Annotated in this window: 14 protein-coding genes; 3 read left to right on the forward strand and 11 right to left on the reverse strand. The window is 70.9% G+C overall.

All coding sequences use genetic code 11. The annotated features are described in order from the left end of the window. The first annotated feature begins 68 nt into the window (after positions 1 to 68). A complete protein-coding gene (locus OF380_RS15015; protein ID WP_264045279.1) occupies positions 69 to 473 on the forward strand; it encodes a winged helix-turn-helix transcriptional regulator in 405 nt (134 codons plus the stop codon). Positions 474 to 476: 3 nt separating this feature from the next. Here OF380_RS15015 and OF380_RS15020 read toward each other — a convergent pair whose 3' ends face one another. The 4 genes from OF380_RS15020 to OF380_RS15035 all read right to left on the reverse strand — a co-directional run bounded on the left by OF380_RS15020 (position 477) and on the right by OF380_RS15035 (position 5,106). Next, positions 477 to 1,610, reverse strand: a complete 1,134-nt coding sequence (locus OF380_RS15020) for an SPL family radical SAM protein (RefSeq protein ID WP_264045281.1) — start codon at positions 1,608 to 1,610, stop codon at positions 477 to 479. A 58-nt stretch (positions 1,611 to 1,668) separates the two neighbouring features. Continuing rightward, positions 1,669 to 2,226 (reverse strand): 16S rRNA (guanine(966)-N(2))-methyltransferase RsmD, encoded by a 558-nt coding sequence (gene rsmD, locus OF380_RS15025; protein WP_264045283.1) that lies wholly within the window; start codon positions 2,224 to 2,226, stop codon positions 1,669 to 1,671. Continuing rightward, positions 2,223 to 4,112 carry a pseudouridine synthase gene (locus OF380_RS15030; RefSeq protein WP_264051340.1) on the reverse strand — a complete coding sequence of 630 codons (1,890 nt, stop codon included), beginning with the start codon at positions 4,110 to 4,112 and terminating at the stop codon, positions 2,223 to 2,225. The genes rsmD and OF380_RS15030 overlap by 4 nt, the downstream gene beginning before the upstream one ends. Before the next feature lie 790 nt (positions 4,113 to 4,902). Beyond that, positions 4,903 to 5,106, reverse strand: coding sequence for a CsbD family protein (locus OF380_RS15035; protein WP_026175827.1), 204 nt, complete (start codon positions 5,104 to 5,106; stop codon positions 4,903 to 4,905). 137 nt (positions 5,107 to 5,243) lie between these two features. Here OF380_RS15035 and OF380_RS15040 point away from each other — a divergent pair, with 137 nt between their 5' ends. After that, positions 5,244 to 5,726 (forward strand): nucleoside deaminase, encoded by a 483-nt coding sequence (locus tag OF380_RS15040; RefSeq protein ID WP_264045294.1) that lies wholly within the window; start codon positions 5,244 to 5,246, stop codon positions 5,724 to 5,726. A 25-nt stretch (positions 5,727 to 5,751) separates the two neighbouring features. On the opposite strand, the gene OF380_RS15045 is transcribed toward OF380_RS15040, so the two are convergent. Then, positions 5,752 to 7,242 carry an MFS transporter gene (locus OF380_RS15045; RefSeq protein WP_264045296.1) on the reverse strand — a complete coding sequence of 497 codons (1,491 nt, stop codon included), beginning with the start codon at positions 7,240 to 7,242 and terminating at the stop codon, positions 5,752 to 5,754. A gap of 131 nt (positions 7,243 to 7,373) precedes the next feature. Here OF380_RS15045 and OF380_RS15050 point away from each other — a divergent pair, with 131 nt between their 5' ends. After that, a complete protein-coding gene (locus OF380_RS15050; protein WP_264045298.1) occupies positions 7,374 to 7,637 on the forward strand; it encodes a hypothetical protein in 264 nt (87 codons plus the stop codon). A 3-nt stretch (positions 7,638 to 7,640) separates the two neighbouring features. Here OF380_RS15050 and OF380_RS15055 read toward each other — a convergent pair whose 3' ends face one another. From OF380_RS15055 to OF380_RS15080, 6 genes are all read right to left on the reverse strand, one after another. Further along, positions 7,641 to 8,672 (reverse strand): ABC transporter permease, encoded by a 1,032-nt coding sequence (locus tag OF380_RS15055; RefSeq protein ID WP_404810616.1) that lies wholly within the window; start codon positions 8,670 to 8,672, stop codon positions 7,641 to 7,643. Positions 8,673 to 8,719: 47 nt separating this feature from the next. Further along, positions 8,720 to 9,643 carry an ABC transporter permease subunit gene (locus tag OF380_RS15060; RefSeq protein WP_264045302.1) on the reverse strand — a complete coding sequence of 308 codons (924 nt, stop codon included), beginning with the start codon at positions 9,641 to 9,643 and terminating at the stop codon, positions 8,720 to 8,722. Beyond that, positions 9,640 to 11,214 (reverse strand): peptide ABC transporter substrate-binding protein, encoded by a 1,575-nt coding sequence (locus OF380_RS15065; RefSeq protein ID WP_264051341.1) that lies wholly within the window; start codon positions 11,212 to 11,214, stop codon positions 9,640 to 9,642. The genes OF380_RS15060 and OF380_RS15065 overlap by 4 nt, the downstream gene beginning before the upstream one ends. A 34-nt stretch (positions 11,215 to 11,248) precedes the next feature. Then, complete coding sequence (locus OF380_RS15070) at positions 11,249 to 11,683, reverse strand: GlcG/HbpS family heme-binding protein (protein WP_264045304.1); 435 nt, start codon at positions 11,681 to 11,683, stop codon at positions 11,249 to 11,251. Between the two features lie 69 nt (positions 11,684 to 11,752). Continuing rightward, complete coding sequence (locus OF380_RS15075; RefSeq protein WP_264045306.1) at positions 11,753 to 12,739, reverse strand: alpha/beta fold hydrolase; 987 nt, start codon at positions 12,737 to 12,739, stop codon at positions 11,753 to 11,755. Between the two features lie 87 nt (positions 12,740 to 12,826). Next, positions 12,827 to 14,701 carry an ABC-F family ATP-binding cassette domain-containing protein gene (locus OF380_RS15080; protein WP_264045308.1) on the reverse strand — a complete coding sequence of 625 codons (1,875 nt, stop codon included), beginning with the start codon at positions 14,699 to 14,701 and terminating at the stop codon, positions 12,827 to 12,829. Positions 14,702 to 14,823 lie beyond the last annotated feature (122 nt).

The raw sequence follows: 14,823 nt of genomic DNA on the forward strand, positions 1-14,823 counted from the left end.
CCTGGTATCAGAAGTGTACCGGGGCGCTATAGAGAACCACGATCGCCGCAGCGCAAGGAGGCACATGCGTGGAACTCGGTCACACGGAAGGAACCGAGGTGCCCGTATCGCATCATCCCGGTGATTGTCGGGTCGTCGGCACCGTGCTGGCACGGATCGGCGACAAGTGGAGCATCCTGGTGGTGATGACGCTGACGGATGGCCCGCGTCGTTTCAACGAACTGAAGCGGATGATCGGCGGCATTTCGCAGCGAATGCTGACCTTCACCTTGCGCGGCCTGGAACGGGACGGCCTCGTTTCTCGCACGGTGTATCCCACGATTCCGCCGCGGGTGGATTATGCACTGACCCCGCTCGGCCGCTCCCTGCAGGAGCCGGTCCAGGCCCTGGGCGCCTGGGCCTTCGCGAACCTTCCGGCGATCCAGGATGCGCGAACGCGCTTCGACGCCAGTGGCGACCCGGGGGATCGCTGACGGTCAGGTCCAGTAGAGGATCCGCGCCTGCGGCAGGGTCGTCCGGACCGTCTCGGTGATGGTCTGACGCATCGCCTGCATGAGCTCACGGGGGAAGACGTACTTCACGGAGCCGAACTTCGTGAGCTTGCGGCTGCGCTCCGCCTCCGCCATCGGCAGGTCCGAACCGGGATACCAGCCCTGGAGCACGTCCTTCGAGCCCGGCGTGAAGCGGTGGGTGATGAGCTCGACCGTGAGATCGAGGTTGGGCACGCCGGCGAGCGCTTCGGCGACGTCGCGCGCCAAGGCTGCGTAGGCGTCGGCCCAGTCCGGCACGGGCAGGATCGGCGCGATGGTGAGACCGACCGGGTAGCCCGCCTGCGCGACGGCGCGCAGCGCGGCCAGGCGCGCATCGAGGCTCGCGGTCCCGCCTTCGTAGCGGGCGGCGTTGCGGGCGTTCACCGAGAAGCGGATACGGGTCCGGCCGCGATGGGGCAGGGTGAGCAGCGGCGCGACGCCGGCGAACTTGGTGGTGAAGCGGAGCTGCACCGGGGCATCCCAGGCTCCGAAATGCGTGATCGCGGCCGAGAGGGAGCCGGTCAGGTGCTCGATGCCGAGCGGGTCCGTATAGCAGGAGGCCTCGAAGGTGGTGCCTTCCCCGGATCGCTCGGCCTGCGCCGAGGTGACGCCGCCCTGGCCGAGATAGCCGCCGAGATTGGCCAGGATGGCGTCGAGATTGGCATAGGCCCGCGTCACCGGCGGGCCGGACAGCGAACCGGCGAGGTAGCAGTACTGGCAATGGGCGGGGCAACCCTCGGCGAGGTCGACACGCCAATCGGCGCTCGGGGGGATCGGCTGCAGCTTCAGCTTGGTCGGGGGCGCAACCACGATGGCGAGGGTGGCCTTCGCGTCGCGATAGGCCTTACGCGGGTCCGCGTCGCGCAGGCCCATCAGGCGATTGCTCTTCAGGCGCTCGACGGGAAGCCCCAGGGCCTCGACGCGGGCCAGGATCGCTCGGCCGTGCTCATGCTCCAGCGCCGCCGGAGTCACCAGCACGCGGCGCGGGCGCCAGAGGCGCGCGGGGCGGGACACGTCCCGCTGTGCGTCGCCGGGCGGTTCGATCGTGATGGAGTCCGGCGCAGTGTCTTCGAGGACCATGTGGGGGCAACGCAGGGTCGCGGCCCGCAGGTTCCCTCCGCGCGCAGCGGTCGCGGGGTCAGTCCCGGTAGCGCGCGTAGGCGAGGGCGGTGTCGCCGTAGGTCCGGCGTTCCAGCTCGGTGAATCCGGCGGGTAGCGCGACTTGGACGCTCGCCGCCTCCTCCACCACGACCAGGGCGCCGGGGGCGAGCCAGCCGCCCTCGGCCGCGCTGGCGAGTGCCGCCGGCGCGAGGTCGCGGCTATAGGGCGGATCGCAGAAGACCAGGGTGAAGGTGCCGCTGGTGCCGACCGGACCCAGCCGCGTGGCATCCCGCCGGAACAGGCGCGTCGCGCCCTCGGCGCCGAACGCCTCGATGTTCTCGCGGATCAGCGCCCGCGCTTCCGCCCCCTCGTCAACGAGGAGCGCGTAAGCCGCCCCCCGCGACAGGGCTTCGAAGCTCAGGGCGCCGGTGCCGGCGAAGAGGTCGAGAACACGGGCGCCCACCGCCGCGTCGTCATAGGCGTGGGCCAGGACGTTGAAGATCGCCTCGCGCAGGCGGTCCGAGGTCGGGCGGATGGCATCGGTCTTCGGTGTGGCGAGGCGGCGACCGCGATGATCGCCGCCGACGATCCTCACCGGCCCCCGCCGCGCGGCGGACGACCCGAGCCGCCGGGTTTGCCCGAGCCACCGGCGGGCCGAGAGGAGCCTCCGGCGGGCCGCGCAGAGCCACCCGGTTTGCCGCCGCCGGATCCGCCCCGCCCGAAGCCGCCGCTCGGCTTTCCACCGGGCTTCGAGAAGCCGCCGGGTTTGCCGCCGGCCTTGAAGCCACCGGGCTTTCCGCCGGGCTTGGCACCACCCTTGAACCCGCCCCGGTCACCGCCGGAACGCTCGCCATCGCGGAAGCCGCCGGGCTTCTCGTTGCGGAAGCCATCGGGACGGTCACCGCGCGGCGCCGATGCGCGTGCGCCTCGCTCCGCACCGTCACCGGCCTGGCGGTTGGCATTGGAGCGGAACGGGCCGCGCGGGCGATCCTCGCTGCCCGGCGGCGGGCCACGGCGCTCGGCGCCGTCCTGCCGAAAGTTTCCGCGCGGGCGCTCGTCGTCGCGACGCTGCGGGCGGCCCTCGCCGAAGGTCCGGGCGGGCCGGGCCGCGTCGTCACCGCGACGGGGAGGACGCGCGTCGGATTGGCGGAACGGACGGTTCTGGGATTCGGACCGCGCCCCGTAGGAATCCGTCTGAGGCGGACGCGCGGACCGAGGCGCGCTCGTCTCGTCGCGGCGGCGCGCGCCGCTGTCGCGACGGTGCGGCTCGGCCGCCGGCTCTTGTGGGCTGGACTTCAGGCGCTCCACGAGAACGCGGCGCTCGCCGGTGCTGATCGCGCCGACGCGCTCGCGGCCCCGCGCGGCGGCGGCTTCGCGCTCTACCTTCGGATCGGCGCCCCGGCGCGGGATCTTCACCCGGCGCGGCCCATCCTCCGGACGTGCCTCGTCCTCGGCGCGCCAGACGGAACGGCGCGGGCCCGCACTGTTGCCGCCGGTCGGGACGCGGGCTGGCTTCGCCGGTGCCGCCGGACGCTCGCCGCCTCGGAACGAACCGCGGTCGGCGCGGGGGGCTTCGTCGTCATAGGCCCGCGGCTCGCGACGCTGCGCCGCCGAGGCGCTGCGGGCGGGCTGTTTGGCCTGCTGCTTCGGCGATCCGAACGCCGCGATCGGCTCGCGGACGGGGCTCTCGAAATCGACGCCGGCCTGTTCGGACAGGGCCGGGCCGAGCTGTTCCTTCAGCACCTTGGTGCGGATCTCCTCGGCCAGACCCGCCTCGAGGTCGCCGAGCTGGAACGGTCCGAAGGAGAGCCGGATCAGGCGGTTCACCGCCAGGCCGAGATGCTCCAGGATGCGCTTGACCTCGCGGTTCTTGCCTTCGCGCAGGCCGAGCGTCAGCCAGAGGTTGTCGCCGGACGCCCGGTCCAGGGTCGCTTCGACGGGGCCGTAATCCATCCCGTCGATGGTGACGCCCCGGCGCAGCTTGTCGAGTTCGGCCTGGGTGGTGTCGCCGTGGGCGCGCACGCGGTAGCGGCGCAGCCAACCGGTATCGGGATGGGCGATGACCTTGGCGAGCCCGCCGTCATTGGTGAGGAGGAGCAGGCCCTCGGTGTTGATGTCGAGGCGTCCGATGGCGACGACGCGGGGCAGGTCCTCGGGCAGGGCCTCAAAGACCGTCTGCCGGCCCTCGGGATCGCGGGCCGTGGTCACGAGGCCGCGCGGCTTGTGATAGATCCACAGGCGGGTGCGCTCGCGGGCGGGCAGCGGCTCGCCGTCGACGGTGATCGCATCCTCCGGCGTCACGTTGATGGCCGGCGAAGTCAGCGTCCGGCCGTTCAGGGTGACGCGGCCCTGCTCGATCATCGCTTCGGCGTCGCGGCGGGAGGCAATGCCGGCCCTGGCAATGGCCTTGGCGATGCGGTCGCCCTCCGGCGTCCCGGCTTCGCCTTCAGCGGTCTCCGCCTCGGGCCTGGCGACTGGCACGACCTTCGCCGCAGCGGGCTTGCGCCGCAGGGGGGCGTCGCCGCCACGGGCCGGGGCGACGACGCGGCGGACCTTCGGCTTCTCCTCGGCGGAATCGCCCGGAATGCCGGCATCGGTCGCGGGTGCCCACGCGGTCGCGGGTGATGATTCGGTGGCGACCTCGGCCGTCTTCTCAGCGCGCTTCGTACGCGCCGGCTTCGGCTCGGAGGCTTGGGTTTCGGACGATTCGGCCTTCGCAGATCCGGATTCGGAGGGATCCGTCTTCGCAGGCTTCGATTCCGAAGTCTCGCCGCCAGGGACCTCGGGAGCCGCCGTCTCGGCGATCGGTGCCGCGCCCTGCGAAGCTGCCGTCTTCGGAGCCGTTTTCTTGGTGGCTCTCGGCTTCGCGACTTTCGCCTTCGGACTTTCGACTTCCGGATTTGCGGCTTCGCGGCCGCCGGTCTCCGGCGTGCTCTCCAAAGCCGTCTCGGTCGCAGCGCTCTCGGATGCAGCCGTCTTCGACGACGCCGTCTTCAACGAGGCCGGCTTGGCTTTCGAACGGGATTTCTTCGCAGGCGCGTCCTCGGACTCGCCATTCGTATCGTCAGTCTTGTCGCTCATGCCAGCCCCATAACAGAGCGGACGCGCTGTTGCGAGTGATCCCGGCTCACCGCGACCCGGCATCCGCAGGAACTGGTCGATCGAGGGTCGAAATCCGTGCCCGACCGGGCCTCGGGCACGCGAAAGGGCGACCTTGCGGCCGCCCTTCACGCTCATCGTGGTGCGGAAGCGAGGCTCCCGCGGCGCGCGATCAGAGCTTGCTCTTGACCGTATCGGCGGCGTTCTTCACGCCGTCCTTGGCATCGCCGACGGTCTTCTGGGCTTCGCCCTTCAGTTCCTGCGCCTTGCCCTCGGCCTTCAGCTTGTCGTTGTCCGTGGCATTGCCGATGCCCTGCTTGACGTTGCCGACGGCTTCGTTGGCAAGGCCCTTGATCTTGTCGGTGGTGCTGCTCATGGTGCGCTCCTCAACTTTCAGTGGCGGTCGAACCGCGTCGGCTTGTCCAACGGCCACGTCCCGGTGATGTTCCCGTTCGTCATGCGCTTCGCGTGATGCGTTGCCTCCGCGTCGCGCGGCGGGCAGGAACTTCAGAGATGGCCACGCACCCTTCCGCACTTCCGGACCACGACGCGAATACCGACCCGCTGAGCCTCGCCTTCGCGGCGGCACGCCGTGCGGCGGCGGAGGGCGAAGTGCCGGTCGGGGCAGCGGTGGTGAAGGACGGCGTGGTGATCGCCGTGGCGCATAACAGGCCGCGAATCCTGCGCGATCCGACCGCGCATGCGGAGATCCTGGCGATCCGCGCCGCGTGCCTCGCCCTCGACGACGAGCGGCTCAGCGGCTGCGACCTCTACGTCACCCTCGAACCCTGTCCCATGTGCGCGGGCGCGATCTCCTTCGCGCGCATCAGGCGACTGTACTTCGCGGCCTCGGACCCCAAGGGCGGAGCGGTCGAGCACGGGCCGCGCGTCTTCAACCAGCCGACCTGCCACCATGCGCCGGAGGTCTATGGCGGCTTCCGGGAGGCGGAGGCCGCCGCCCTGCTGCGCGGCTTCTTCGCCGAACGCCGCTCCTGAGCCCGTGACCGCCTCGACCGGCGGCTCAGGCCGCCGCCAGGGGTTTCGACACGTCCTCCAGCGACTTGCCCTCTGCGGCCGTGCCGAAGAGTCCGCCCACCACGGCCGCCACCGCCATCAGCCCGGCGCCGATGAGGTAGCCGATCAGTACGTTGTCGCGGGAGCCCGATTCCACCAGGGCCCCGAACAGGAGGGGCCCGGAGACACCGCCGATGCCGGTCCCGAGGGCGTAGAACACCGCGATGGCGAGCGCGCGGATTTCGAGGGGGAAGGTCTCGGCCACCGTGAGATAGGCGGCGCTCGCGGCGGCGGAGGCGAAGAAGAACACCACCATCCAGGCCGCCGTTTGGCCCACGGGGCCGAACACCTCGATCTTGAACAGATAGCCGGTGACGGTGAGCAGGACCGCGGAGATGCCGTAGGTGAACGCGATCATAGGGCGGCGGCCCACCGTGTCGAACAGACGCCCGAGGAGGAGCGGGCCGAGGAAGGAGCCCAGCGCGAAGGGCAGCAGGTACCAGCCGACATGGTCCCCCGGCACGCCGTAGAAGCGCTGCAGAACCAGGGCATAGGTGAAGAACAGGGCGTTGTAGAAGAAGGCCTGCGCGATCATCAGGGCCAGGCCCACCAGGGTCTGGCGCCGATGGCCGACCAGCATGGTGCCGAACACCTCCTTGAGCGGCGTATGGCTGCGGGTCCGGAGCTTCATGCGCTTGGCGTCGTCGATGGGCGGCAGGGTGTGCCCCTCGTCGATGAAGCGCTTCTCGATGCCCGAGACCACGCGGTCGGCTTCCGCCACGTAGCCATGGGTGGCGAGCCAGCGCGGGCTCTCGGGGATCCAGGTGCGCAGGAGCAGGATCACGAGGCCGATGCCGCCGCCCACGAAGAAGGCGATCCGCCAGCCCCAGGCCGGGTCGATCATGCCCGGGCGCAGCACCACGATGGAGAGGAAGGACCCCATCGCAGCTCCGATCCAGAACGAGCCGTTGATGACCAGATCCGTCCATCCGCGCACGCGGGCGGGGACCAGTTCCTGGATCGTCGAGTTGATGGCGGTGTATTCGCCACCGATTCCCGCGCCGGTGAGGAAGCGGAACAGGCAGAAGCTGTAGATGTCCCAGGACAGTCCCGTGGCGGCGGTGGCCGCGAGGTAGAGCGCCAGGGTGATGAAGAAGAGTTTCTTGCGCCCGATCCGGTCGGTGAGCCAGCCGAACCCGAGGGCCCCGGTGACCGCGCCGACGAGGTAGGAGCTTGCCGCGAGCCCGATATCGAACTCGGTGAAGCTCATCGGCTCGGCGCGCAGGGCCCCGACCAGGGAACCGGCCAGGGTGACCTCGAGCCCGTCGAGCACCCAGGTGATGCCGAGCGCCACGATGACGAGGACATGGAAGCGTCCCCAGGGCAGGCGGTCGAGACGGGCCGAGATGTCGGTGTCGATCACCGTCCCCATCGGCACCCGTTCGGGCGTCGTCGCGCCCGCCGCACCCTTCGCGTCGCCCAAGGCCCTGGTTGTCATCGAATCCTCGTTAACCGTGCGCCACGCAAGCTGTTGGCAATCTCGCCGGACGGTCGCTTGTTCCGCCAAGCTTGGTGCGATGGTAAAATGCTTCGCGTTCGAGTGGGTGCGCCCTTCCGGACGCCGCCCCGATGCCACGCCTGCTCGACACGATCTTCCTTTTCACCGCGATTCTCGCCTCCTCCTGGCTCCTCGCCTTCGCGGTACTGGCCGGCATCGATACGAATTCGCGCCGGGACAGGGTCGCCGGATCCGTGTGGCGCCTGCGCTCGAGTCCCGACGGGCCGCTGCCGACGATCGAGGATCCGGCACTGCGGTTGAGGCTGGCCGAGGAGGTTCCGGAGGAACGCCGCGTCGTCCGGGTGGTGTATCCGGGCCTGACCGGTCCGCGCTGAGCGTCAGCGCGTCTCCGAAAGCCGCGGATCGAGGGCGTCGGCGAGACCGTCGCCCAGGATGTTGAGGGCGACCAGGGTGGTCACGAGGAAGCCGGCCGGCGCGGCGAGCATCCAGGGCGCGGATTCGATGGCGCGGGAGCCCTCGGCGATCAGGGCGCCCCAGCTGGTTGACGGCTCCTGCACCCCGAGGCCCAGGAAGGAGAGGAAGCTTTCCAGCAGAATCACCTTCGGCACCAGCAGGGTCGCGGCGACGGTGACGGGTCCGAGCGTGTTGGGCAGGATGTGCCGGCGCAGGATCGCGCCGGCGGAGAGGCCGAGCGCCTCGGCCGCGCGGACGAAGTCACGCTGGCGCAGCGACAGAGTCTGCGCCCGGACGATACGGGCCATGTCGAGCCACTCCACCGCCCCGATCGCCACGAGAATCAGCCCGATCCCGGCGCGGAAGAACACCAGTAGCAGGATGACGAAGAACACGAAGGGCAGGGCGTAAAGGACATCGACCAGGCGCATCATCACGGCGTCGATGCGCCCGCCGCAATAGCCCGCCACCGCCCCGTAGAGGACGCCGATGAGGAGCGCGACGCCGGTGGCGACGAGCCCGATGAGCAGGGAGACCCGTCCCGCCACGAGGCTGCGGCTGAGGAGGTCGCGCCCCAGCACGTCGGTGCCGAGCGGGAAGGTGAGCCGGCGCACGGGCGCCTCGACGACGAGGCGGCGCCCGTCCGCCTCCCGCGCCACGATGGTGGCTGGACCGAACAGGTCGGAGCGGGGCAGGTAGCTCAAGGCACGCGGATCGATCGGCTGCGGCGCCGAGAGGGTGAGGTGCAGGATCGATCCCTCGACCCGGATCGCCTCCGGCGTGGCCCGCATCCGGAAGGCGAGACGCTCCACCGCCGGACCGATGGCGTCGGGGCCGGGATGGGGGCTGAACGAGGGCGCCATGCGGACGAGATCGGGGTAGATCCGGCTCGGATCGTGTCCGGTCAGGCCGGGGCCGACGAGGCAGGCGAGGGCGATGCCGATGAGGACCAGCATCGCCGCCAGCGCCGGCCGGTTGCGCGCGAGGCGCGCGAGCGCGCGCTTCACCGGGCCATCCGCAGGCGCGGATCGAGGAGACCGGAGAGCAGGTCCGAGAGGATGTTGAGGGCGATCACGAACACGGCGACCAGGATCACCGTGCCCATCACGAGTGTGTAGTCGCGGTTCAGCGCGCCATCCACGAAGTAGCGGCCGATGCCCGGCAATCCGAAGATGGTCTCGACCACCACCGAGCCCGTGAGCAGGCCGGCGGCGGTGGGGCCGAGGATCGCCAGAACCGGCAGGAGTGCGGCTCGCAGGGCATGTCGGGCGATGCGGTAGGGTGGCAGTCCCATGGCGCGCTGGGTGCGGATGGGCTGGGCGGAGAGCACTTCGGCGAGCGAGGCGCGGGTGAGGCGGGCGAGCGCCCCGACCTGCGGCAGGGCCAGGGTGATCACCGGCAGCACCAGATGGGCCGGCGCGCCGCCTTCCCAACTCCCCACGGGCAACCATCGCAGGCTCAGGCCGAACACGATCTGGAGCAGAGGGGCGACGACGAAGGTCGGCACCGCCAGGGCGACGCCCGCCGTCAGGCCGATGCCGCGGTCGATCGCGCCGCCGCGCCGGAAGGCCGCCAGCGTGCCGAGGCCGATGCCGAGCGCCAGGGCCAGCGCGAGCGCCAGGGCGCCCAGCGTCATCGAGACCGGCAGGCCGCGCGCGAACAGTTCGGCCACGGTGAGATCGCGGAACGAGAAGGACGGACCGAAATCCCCGGTCGCGAGGGCGCCGAGGTAGCGCAGATATTGCACCCCAAGCGGCTGATCGAGGCCGTAGACCCGCGCGAGGTTGGCCATGGCGGCCGGCGGCAGGGGGCGCTCGAGGTCGAAGGGTCCGCCCGGCGCCAGGCGGATGAGGAAGAAGCTCAGCGTCACCACGGCGAACAGGGTTGGGATCGCCTGGAGCAGGCGGCGCAGGACGAAAGCGATCACGGGGCGAGCCTGAGAAAGCGGGTCGGCACGACGTTCCGGAGGTTCGGGTGATAGCCGACGAGGCGCGGGGCGATCAGCGCCTTCGTGCGGGTGTGCATCACGGGGATCCACGGCAGGTCCGTGACGATGATCGTCTCGGCCGCGAACAGCAGGTCGGCGCGCGTCCCGAGTTCGCGCTCGGCGGCGGCCCGGCGCATTAGCGCATCGTAGGCCGGATTGGCGTAGCGGCCGGGGTTCAGCCCGTCGTTGCCGCCCTCCAAAAGGAACAGAAAGTTCTGTGGGTCCGAGTAATCGGCGATCCAGGACATGCGCGCCACGTCGAAGTCGCCGCCGTCGCGCAGGTAGGCGAAGTGGGTCTTGGCATCGGTGTAGACGAAGCGGGTCTCGACGCCGATGCCACGCCACATCTCGGCGATGGCGAGTGCGGTGTTGCGGTTGTTGTCGCTGACGTTGAAGCGGTATTCCACCCGCAGGGGCCGCGGTCCCTCGGTGAAGCCGGCGGCGGCCAGGAGCGCGCGGGCCTCGTCCTCCCGGTCGATGGGCAGGGCGTCGCGCCCGGCGAGTTCCGGCGGGGGCCGGGCGTTGTCGAGGCCGGGCGGACAGAGCGAGTAGGCCGGCATCATGGTCCCGCCCCAGAGCTTGTCCGCCAGGAACTCGCGGTCGATCACCAGGGAGAGGGCGCGGCGCACCCGGACATCGTCGAACGGCGCCTTGCTGGTGTTGAGCGACAACGCATAGAGGCCGAGTGCCGGCCCCAGCGCCACCTGACCGGGAAAGCGCGCCTTCAGGGAGGCGATCTGGTCGCCCGGCAGGTCGGCCAGGGAATCGATCTCGCCCGCCGCGTAGCGCCGCACCGCGCTCGACAGGTCGGGCGTGGGCAGGAAGGCCACCCGCGGGATCGCGACATCGGCGGCCGCATAGAAACCGGGGTTGCGCTCGAGCGTGATGCGGTCGTTCGGCACCACATCCCGCAAGCGATAGGGGCCGTTGGTGACGCTGTTGCCGGGCCGCGTGAAGGCGTCGCCGAACCGCGCCACGGTGGGTGGGTGCACGGGCAGGGAGGTCTGATGCGTCAGCAGTTCGAGCATGTACGGCGTCGGCTGCTCGAGGGTCAGCACGAGGCGCCGGGCCTCGGGCGCCGCGACCCCGAGGGCATCGGGTGGCATCGTGCCCTGGTTCACCGCGCGGGCGTTCTTCAGCGGGAACAGCACCTCGGCGTATTTCGCCGCCGTGACGGGGGAAAGGATGCGCCGGAGGGCGAAGACGAAATCGGCGGCGACGACCGGATCGCCGTTGGACCAGCGGCCGTCCTCGCGCAGGGTGAACTCGTAGGTCAGGCCGTCGTCGGAGATCGTCCAGTGCGTGGCGGCGCCGGGGATCAGGGCGCCGCAATAGTCGTAGGTGAGCAGGCCCTCGTAGAGGTCGCGCAGGATATGCGCCTCGGCCACGGTGGAGGACTTGTGCGGGTCCAGGGTCTCCGGGTCCGCATCGTTGCCGCGCCGGTAGAGGTCGGCGGGGGCTGCGTCCACCGGTCCGGCGAGCGCACTCGTCAGGGCGGCCGCGCCCCCCATCAGGCAATGGCGCCGATGCGGGCGTGCCGTCACCTCAGGCGCCGGTCTGCGCGGTGAGGCCCGCCGCCTCGATGCCGGCGACGGCGCAGCGTTCGTCGTTGTCGGAGGTGTCGCCCGAAACGCCGACCGCGCCGACCACCGCCCCGGCCTCGAGGATCAGCACGCCGCCCGGCACCGGCACGAGGGCGGCCGGGCCGACGAGGTGGCTCACGGCCGCGGCGAAATAGGCCTGCTCCTCCGCGCGCTTGTGGATGGCGCGCCCGCCGAGTCCGAGGGCGAGGCAACCATTCGCCTTGCCCATCGCGACCTCGGCCCGGCGCAGCGAGGTGCCGTCCTCGGCGCCCAGCGCCTTCAGCGCCCCACGCGCATCGTAGACGACCACGGCGAGGGGCTTCAGGTCGTGACCGCGCGCGGTCTCCAGGGCGGTGGCGACGATGGTCTGGGCGGCGGCGAGGGAAAGGTCTGGCATCGGTGCTCCGGGGTTTTCGTGAGCGGGCGTGCCCCTCGACTAACCCGGCGCGGCGCGAGCGACCAGGGGTCAGGGGGTGAGCCCGGCCAGGAACCTGTCGTAGCGCGCGGTCACGTCGGGCAGGCGCTCGAAATGCGGGAAGGCGCCGGTCTCCAGAACGTCGATCGTCCAGTCGGGCGCATCGTGGAATTCCTCCGCGTGCCGGTAATCGACGAAGTCGCCGCGCGTGCCGTGCACCATCCAGACCGGCAGGTCGAGGCGCGGATAGACCCGGCCCGTCTCCGTGGCGAAGAGGTGCCCGGCCAGGAACGAGAACGGCGCATGTTCGGCGCCGGGCTGGTGGGCGGACGCCTGATCGTACTCGAACAGGCCCTCGTCGATCTGGGGTGAGCCCCAGGTCTTCTCCAGGAAGAAGCGCATGCTGGGGCGGCTGACCAGCAGGTCGAACACGGCCCGGCTCCAGAGCGGAAAGCCCACCACCGCGCGGGCGGCGTCGCTGCCCTTCGGGCTGCGGCGCGCATAACGCCGGTCGAAACCCGTGGGGCTGATGAAGCCGAGGCTGCGGTAATCCTCACGGCGTTCCAGGGCCGCCCGCGCGAGGAACTCGGCCGACAGCGAGAGGGCCACCGCATCGACGCGTGACCCGCCGTGGCGGCGCCGGATCTCCGCGACCATGGCGTGGATCGCCGCCACCATCAGTTCCGGGGTGTAGACGCGGTCGCTCCGCTCGGAGAAGCCGAAGCCCGGCAGGTCCAGGGCGTAGACGGGCCGCGAGCGGGCATAGTGCCGGTAGAGGGGCCGGACCTCGTAGGCATTGGCCGCCGCGTTGACGGAGTGGATCAGCAGGAGCGGAACGCCTTCGGCCGCGTCGGAGCCGTAGAAGGCCAGGCCGCCGGCCTCGCTCCCGAGGCATTCCTGTCGGCCGGGGAGGGCGGGGTGCAGGCGTTGCCGGTGGTCGATGCCGTAGCGGCTGTAGGCGAGCCACGCGGCGGCGGCCCCGAAGGGGAGCAGCGCGAGCCCGGGGCCGAACCGGGATCGACGGGTGGCATCGGGCATCGCGGGTTCCCTTCAGCGTTGCGCTAAACCGGGAAACGCCTGCGCCCTCGGGAATGTTGCCCGCCCGCCTGCGCGACGCACCGCCGCTCAGGCGCCGGCGCCCTCGATCTCGCCGCTGAGTTCCAGCCACTCCTCCTCGGCCGCCTCCAGGGCGGCGGCCGCATCCGAGCGCATCTTGGCGAGTTCGCCCGCCTTGGCGGGGTTCGCCTGAAAGGCCGTGCCGTCGGCCAGCGCCGCGTCGATCTTGGCCATGGCGTCGGTCAGCTTCTTCATCCGCGCCTCGACGCCCTCGAGCTTCTTGCGCAGGGGCGCCAGCGCCACGCGCCGGTCGGCGTTGGAGCGGCGCTCCACGGCCTTGGCGCCGCCGGTCGAATCGGCGCTGCCCTTCTCGGCCTCGCGCTCGGGACCGGCCAGGACGAAGCGGCGGTAATCGTCCATGTCGCCGTCGAACGCTTTGACGGATCCGTTCGAGACGAGCCAGAGCCGGTCGGCGCAGGCCTCCACCAGGAAGCGATCATGGCTGACCAGGATGACGGCGCCCTCGTAATCGTTGATCGCCTCCACCAGCGCCTGCCGGCTCTCGATGTCGAGGTGGTTGGTCGGCTCGTCCAGGATGAGGAGGTGCGGGCCCTTGAAGGCCGCCAGCCCCATGAGCAGGCGTGCCTTCTCGCCACCGGAGAGCTGCGAGACCGGTGTCTCCGACTTCGTACCCGAGAAGCCGAGCCGGGCGGCAGCCGCGCGCGCCTTCGATTCGGGAACGTCCGGCATCAGGTCGCGGACATGGGCATAGGCGCTCTCGGCCGGGCGCAGCTCGTCGAGCTGGTGCTGGGCGAAGTACGCGACCTCCATCTTGCCCGAGCGCCGAAGCTCGCCGCTCAAGGGGGGAAGGCGGCCGCCGATGAGCTTGCAGAAGGTCGACTTGCCGTTGCCGTTGGCCCCGAGCAGCGCCACCCGGTCGTCGGGGGCGAGACTCAGGTTGAGGCCCGAGAGCACGATCCGGTCCGGATAGCCGGCCTGTACCCGCTCCATGGCGACGATGGGCGGCGAGAGCGGCCGCTCAGGGCTCGGCAGGCGGAAGGCCGGCACGTCGTCCTCGATCACCGAGGCGATGATCTCCATCTTGGCGAGCCGCTTGACCCGGGACTGGGCCTGGCGCGCCTTCGTGGCCTTGGCCTTGAAGCGGTCCACGAAGCTCTGGAGATGCGCGCGCTCAACATCCTGCTTGGCCTTGGCCTTGGCTTGGAGCACGCGCTTCTCGGCCACCTGCCGGGCGAAGGAGGTGTATCCGCCCCGGTAGATGCTGAGCTTGCCGCGATCGAGGTGGAGGATGTGGTCCACGCACTCGTCGAGCAGGTCGCGGTCGTGGCTGATGATGACGGCGGTGCGCGGGTAGCGCTCGAGGTAGTCGTAGAGCCAGATCGTGCCCTCGATGTCGAGGTAGTTGGTCGGCTCGTCCAGCAGCAGCAGGTCGGGTTCGGAGAACAGCACCGCGGCGAGGGCCACGCGCATGCGCCAGCCTCCGGAGAAGTCCGAGCAGGGGCGACCCTGCGCCTCTGCGTCGAAGCCGAGGCCGTGCAGGATCGCGGCCGCACGAGCCGGCGCCGAATGCGCCTCGATGTCCACCAGCCGGGTCTCGATCTCGGCCCGCCGGATCCCGTCGGCGTGCTCGGCCTCCGCCATCAGCCGGGCGCGCTCGGTGTCCGCCGCGAGGACGACCGCGTGCAGGGTCTCGGGACCCGCCGGCGCCTCCTGGGCCACCGCGCCGATGCGCATGCCCTTGGGCATCGAAACCGTGCCGCCCTCGGTGGGCAACTCGCCGAGGATCGCCTTGAACAAGGTGGTCTTGCCCGCGCCGTTGCGGCCGACCAGCCCGACGCGGGCGCGATCCGGGATCACGAAGGTGGCGCCGTCGAGGATCAGGCGCTCGCCGATGCGGTAGGTGAGGTCGTTGACGCGCAGCATGCCGGGCTTTTGCGGGCAAGGCGGCCCAGTGGCAAGCGCCACGATCGGCGACCCGTTCGGTGGCGCTGGGAACGGTGTCGACAGCGCATCCACGCCTATCGGCGGCGGAAGCGTTCACGCAG

Origin of the sequence: Methylobacterium sp. FF17 (assembly GCF_025813715.1) — a bacterium.
Taxonomy (GTDB): domain Bacteria; phylum Pseudomonadota; class Alphaproteobacteria; order Rhizobiales; family Beijerinckiaceae; genus Methylobacterium; species Methylobacterium flocculans.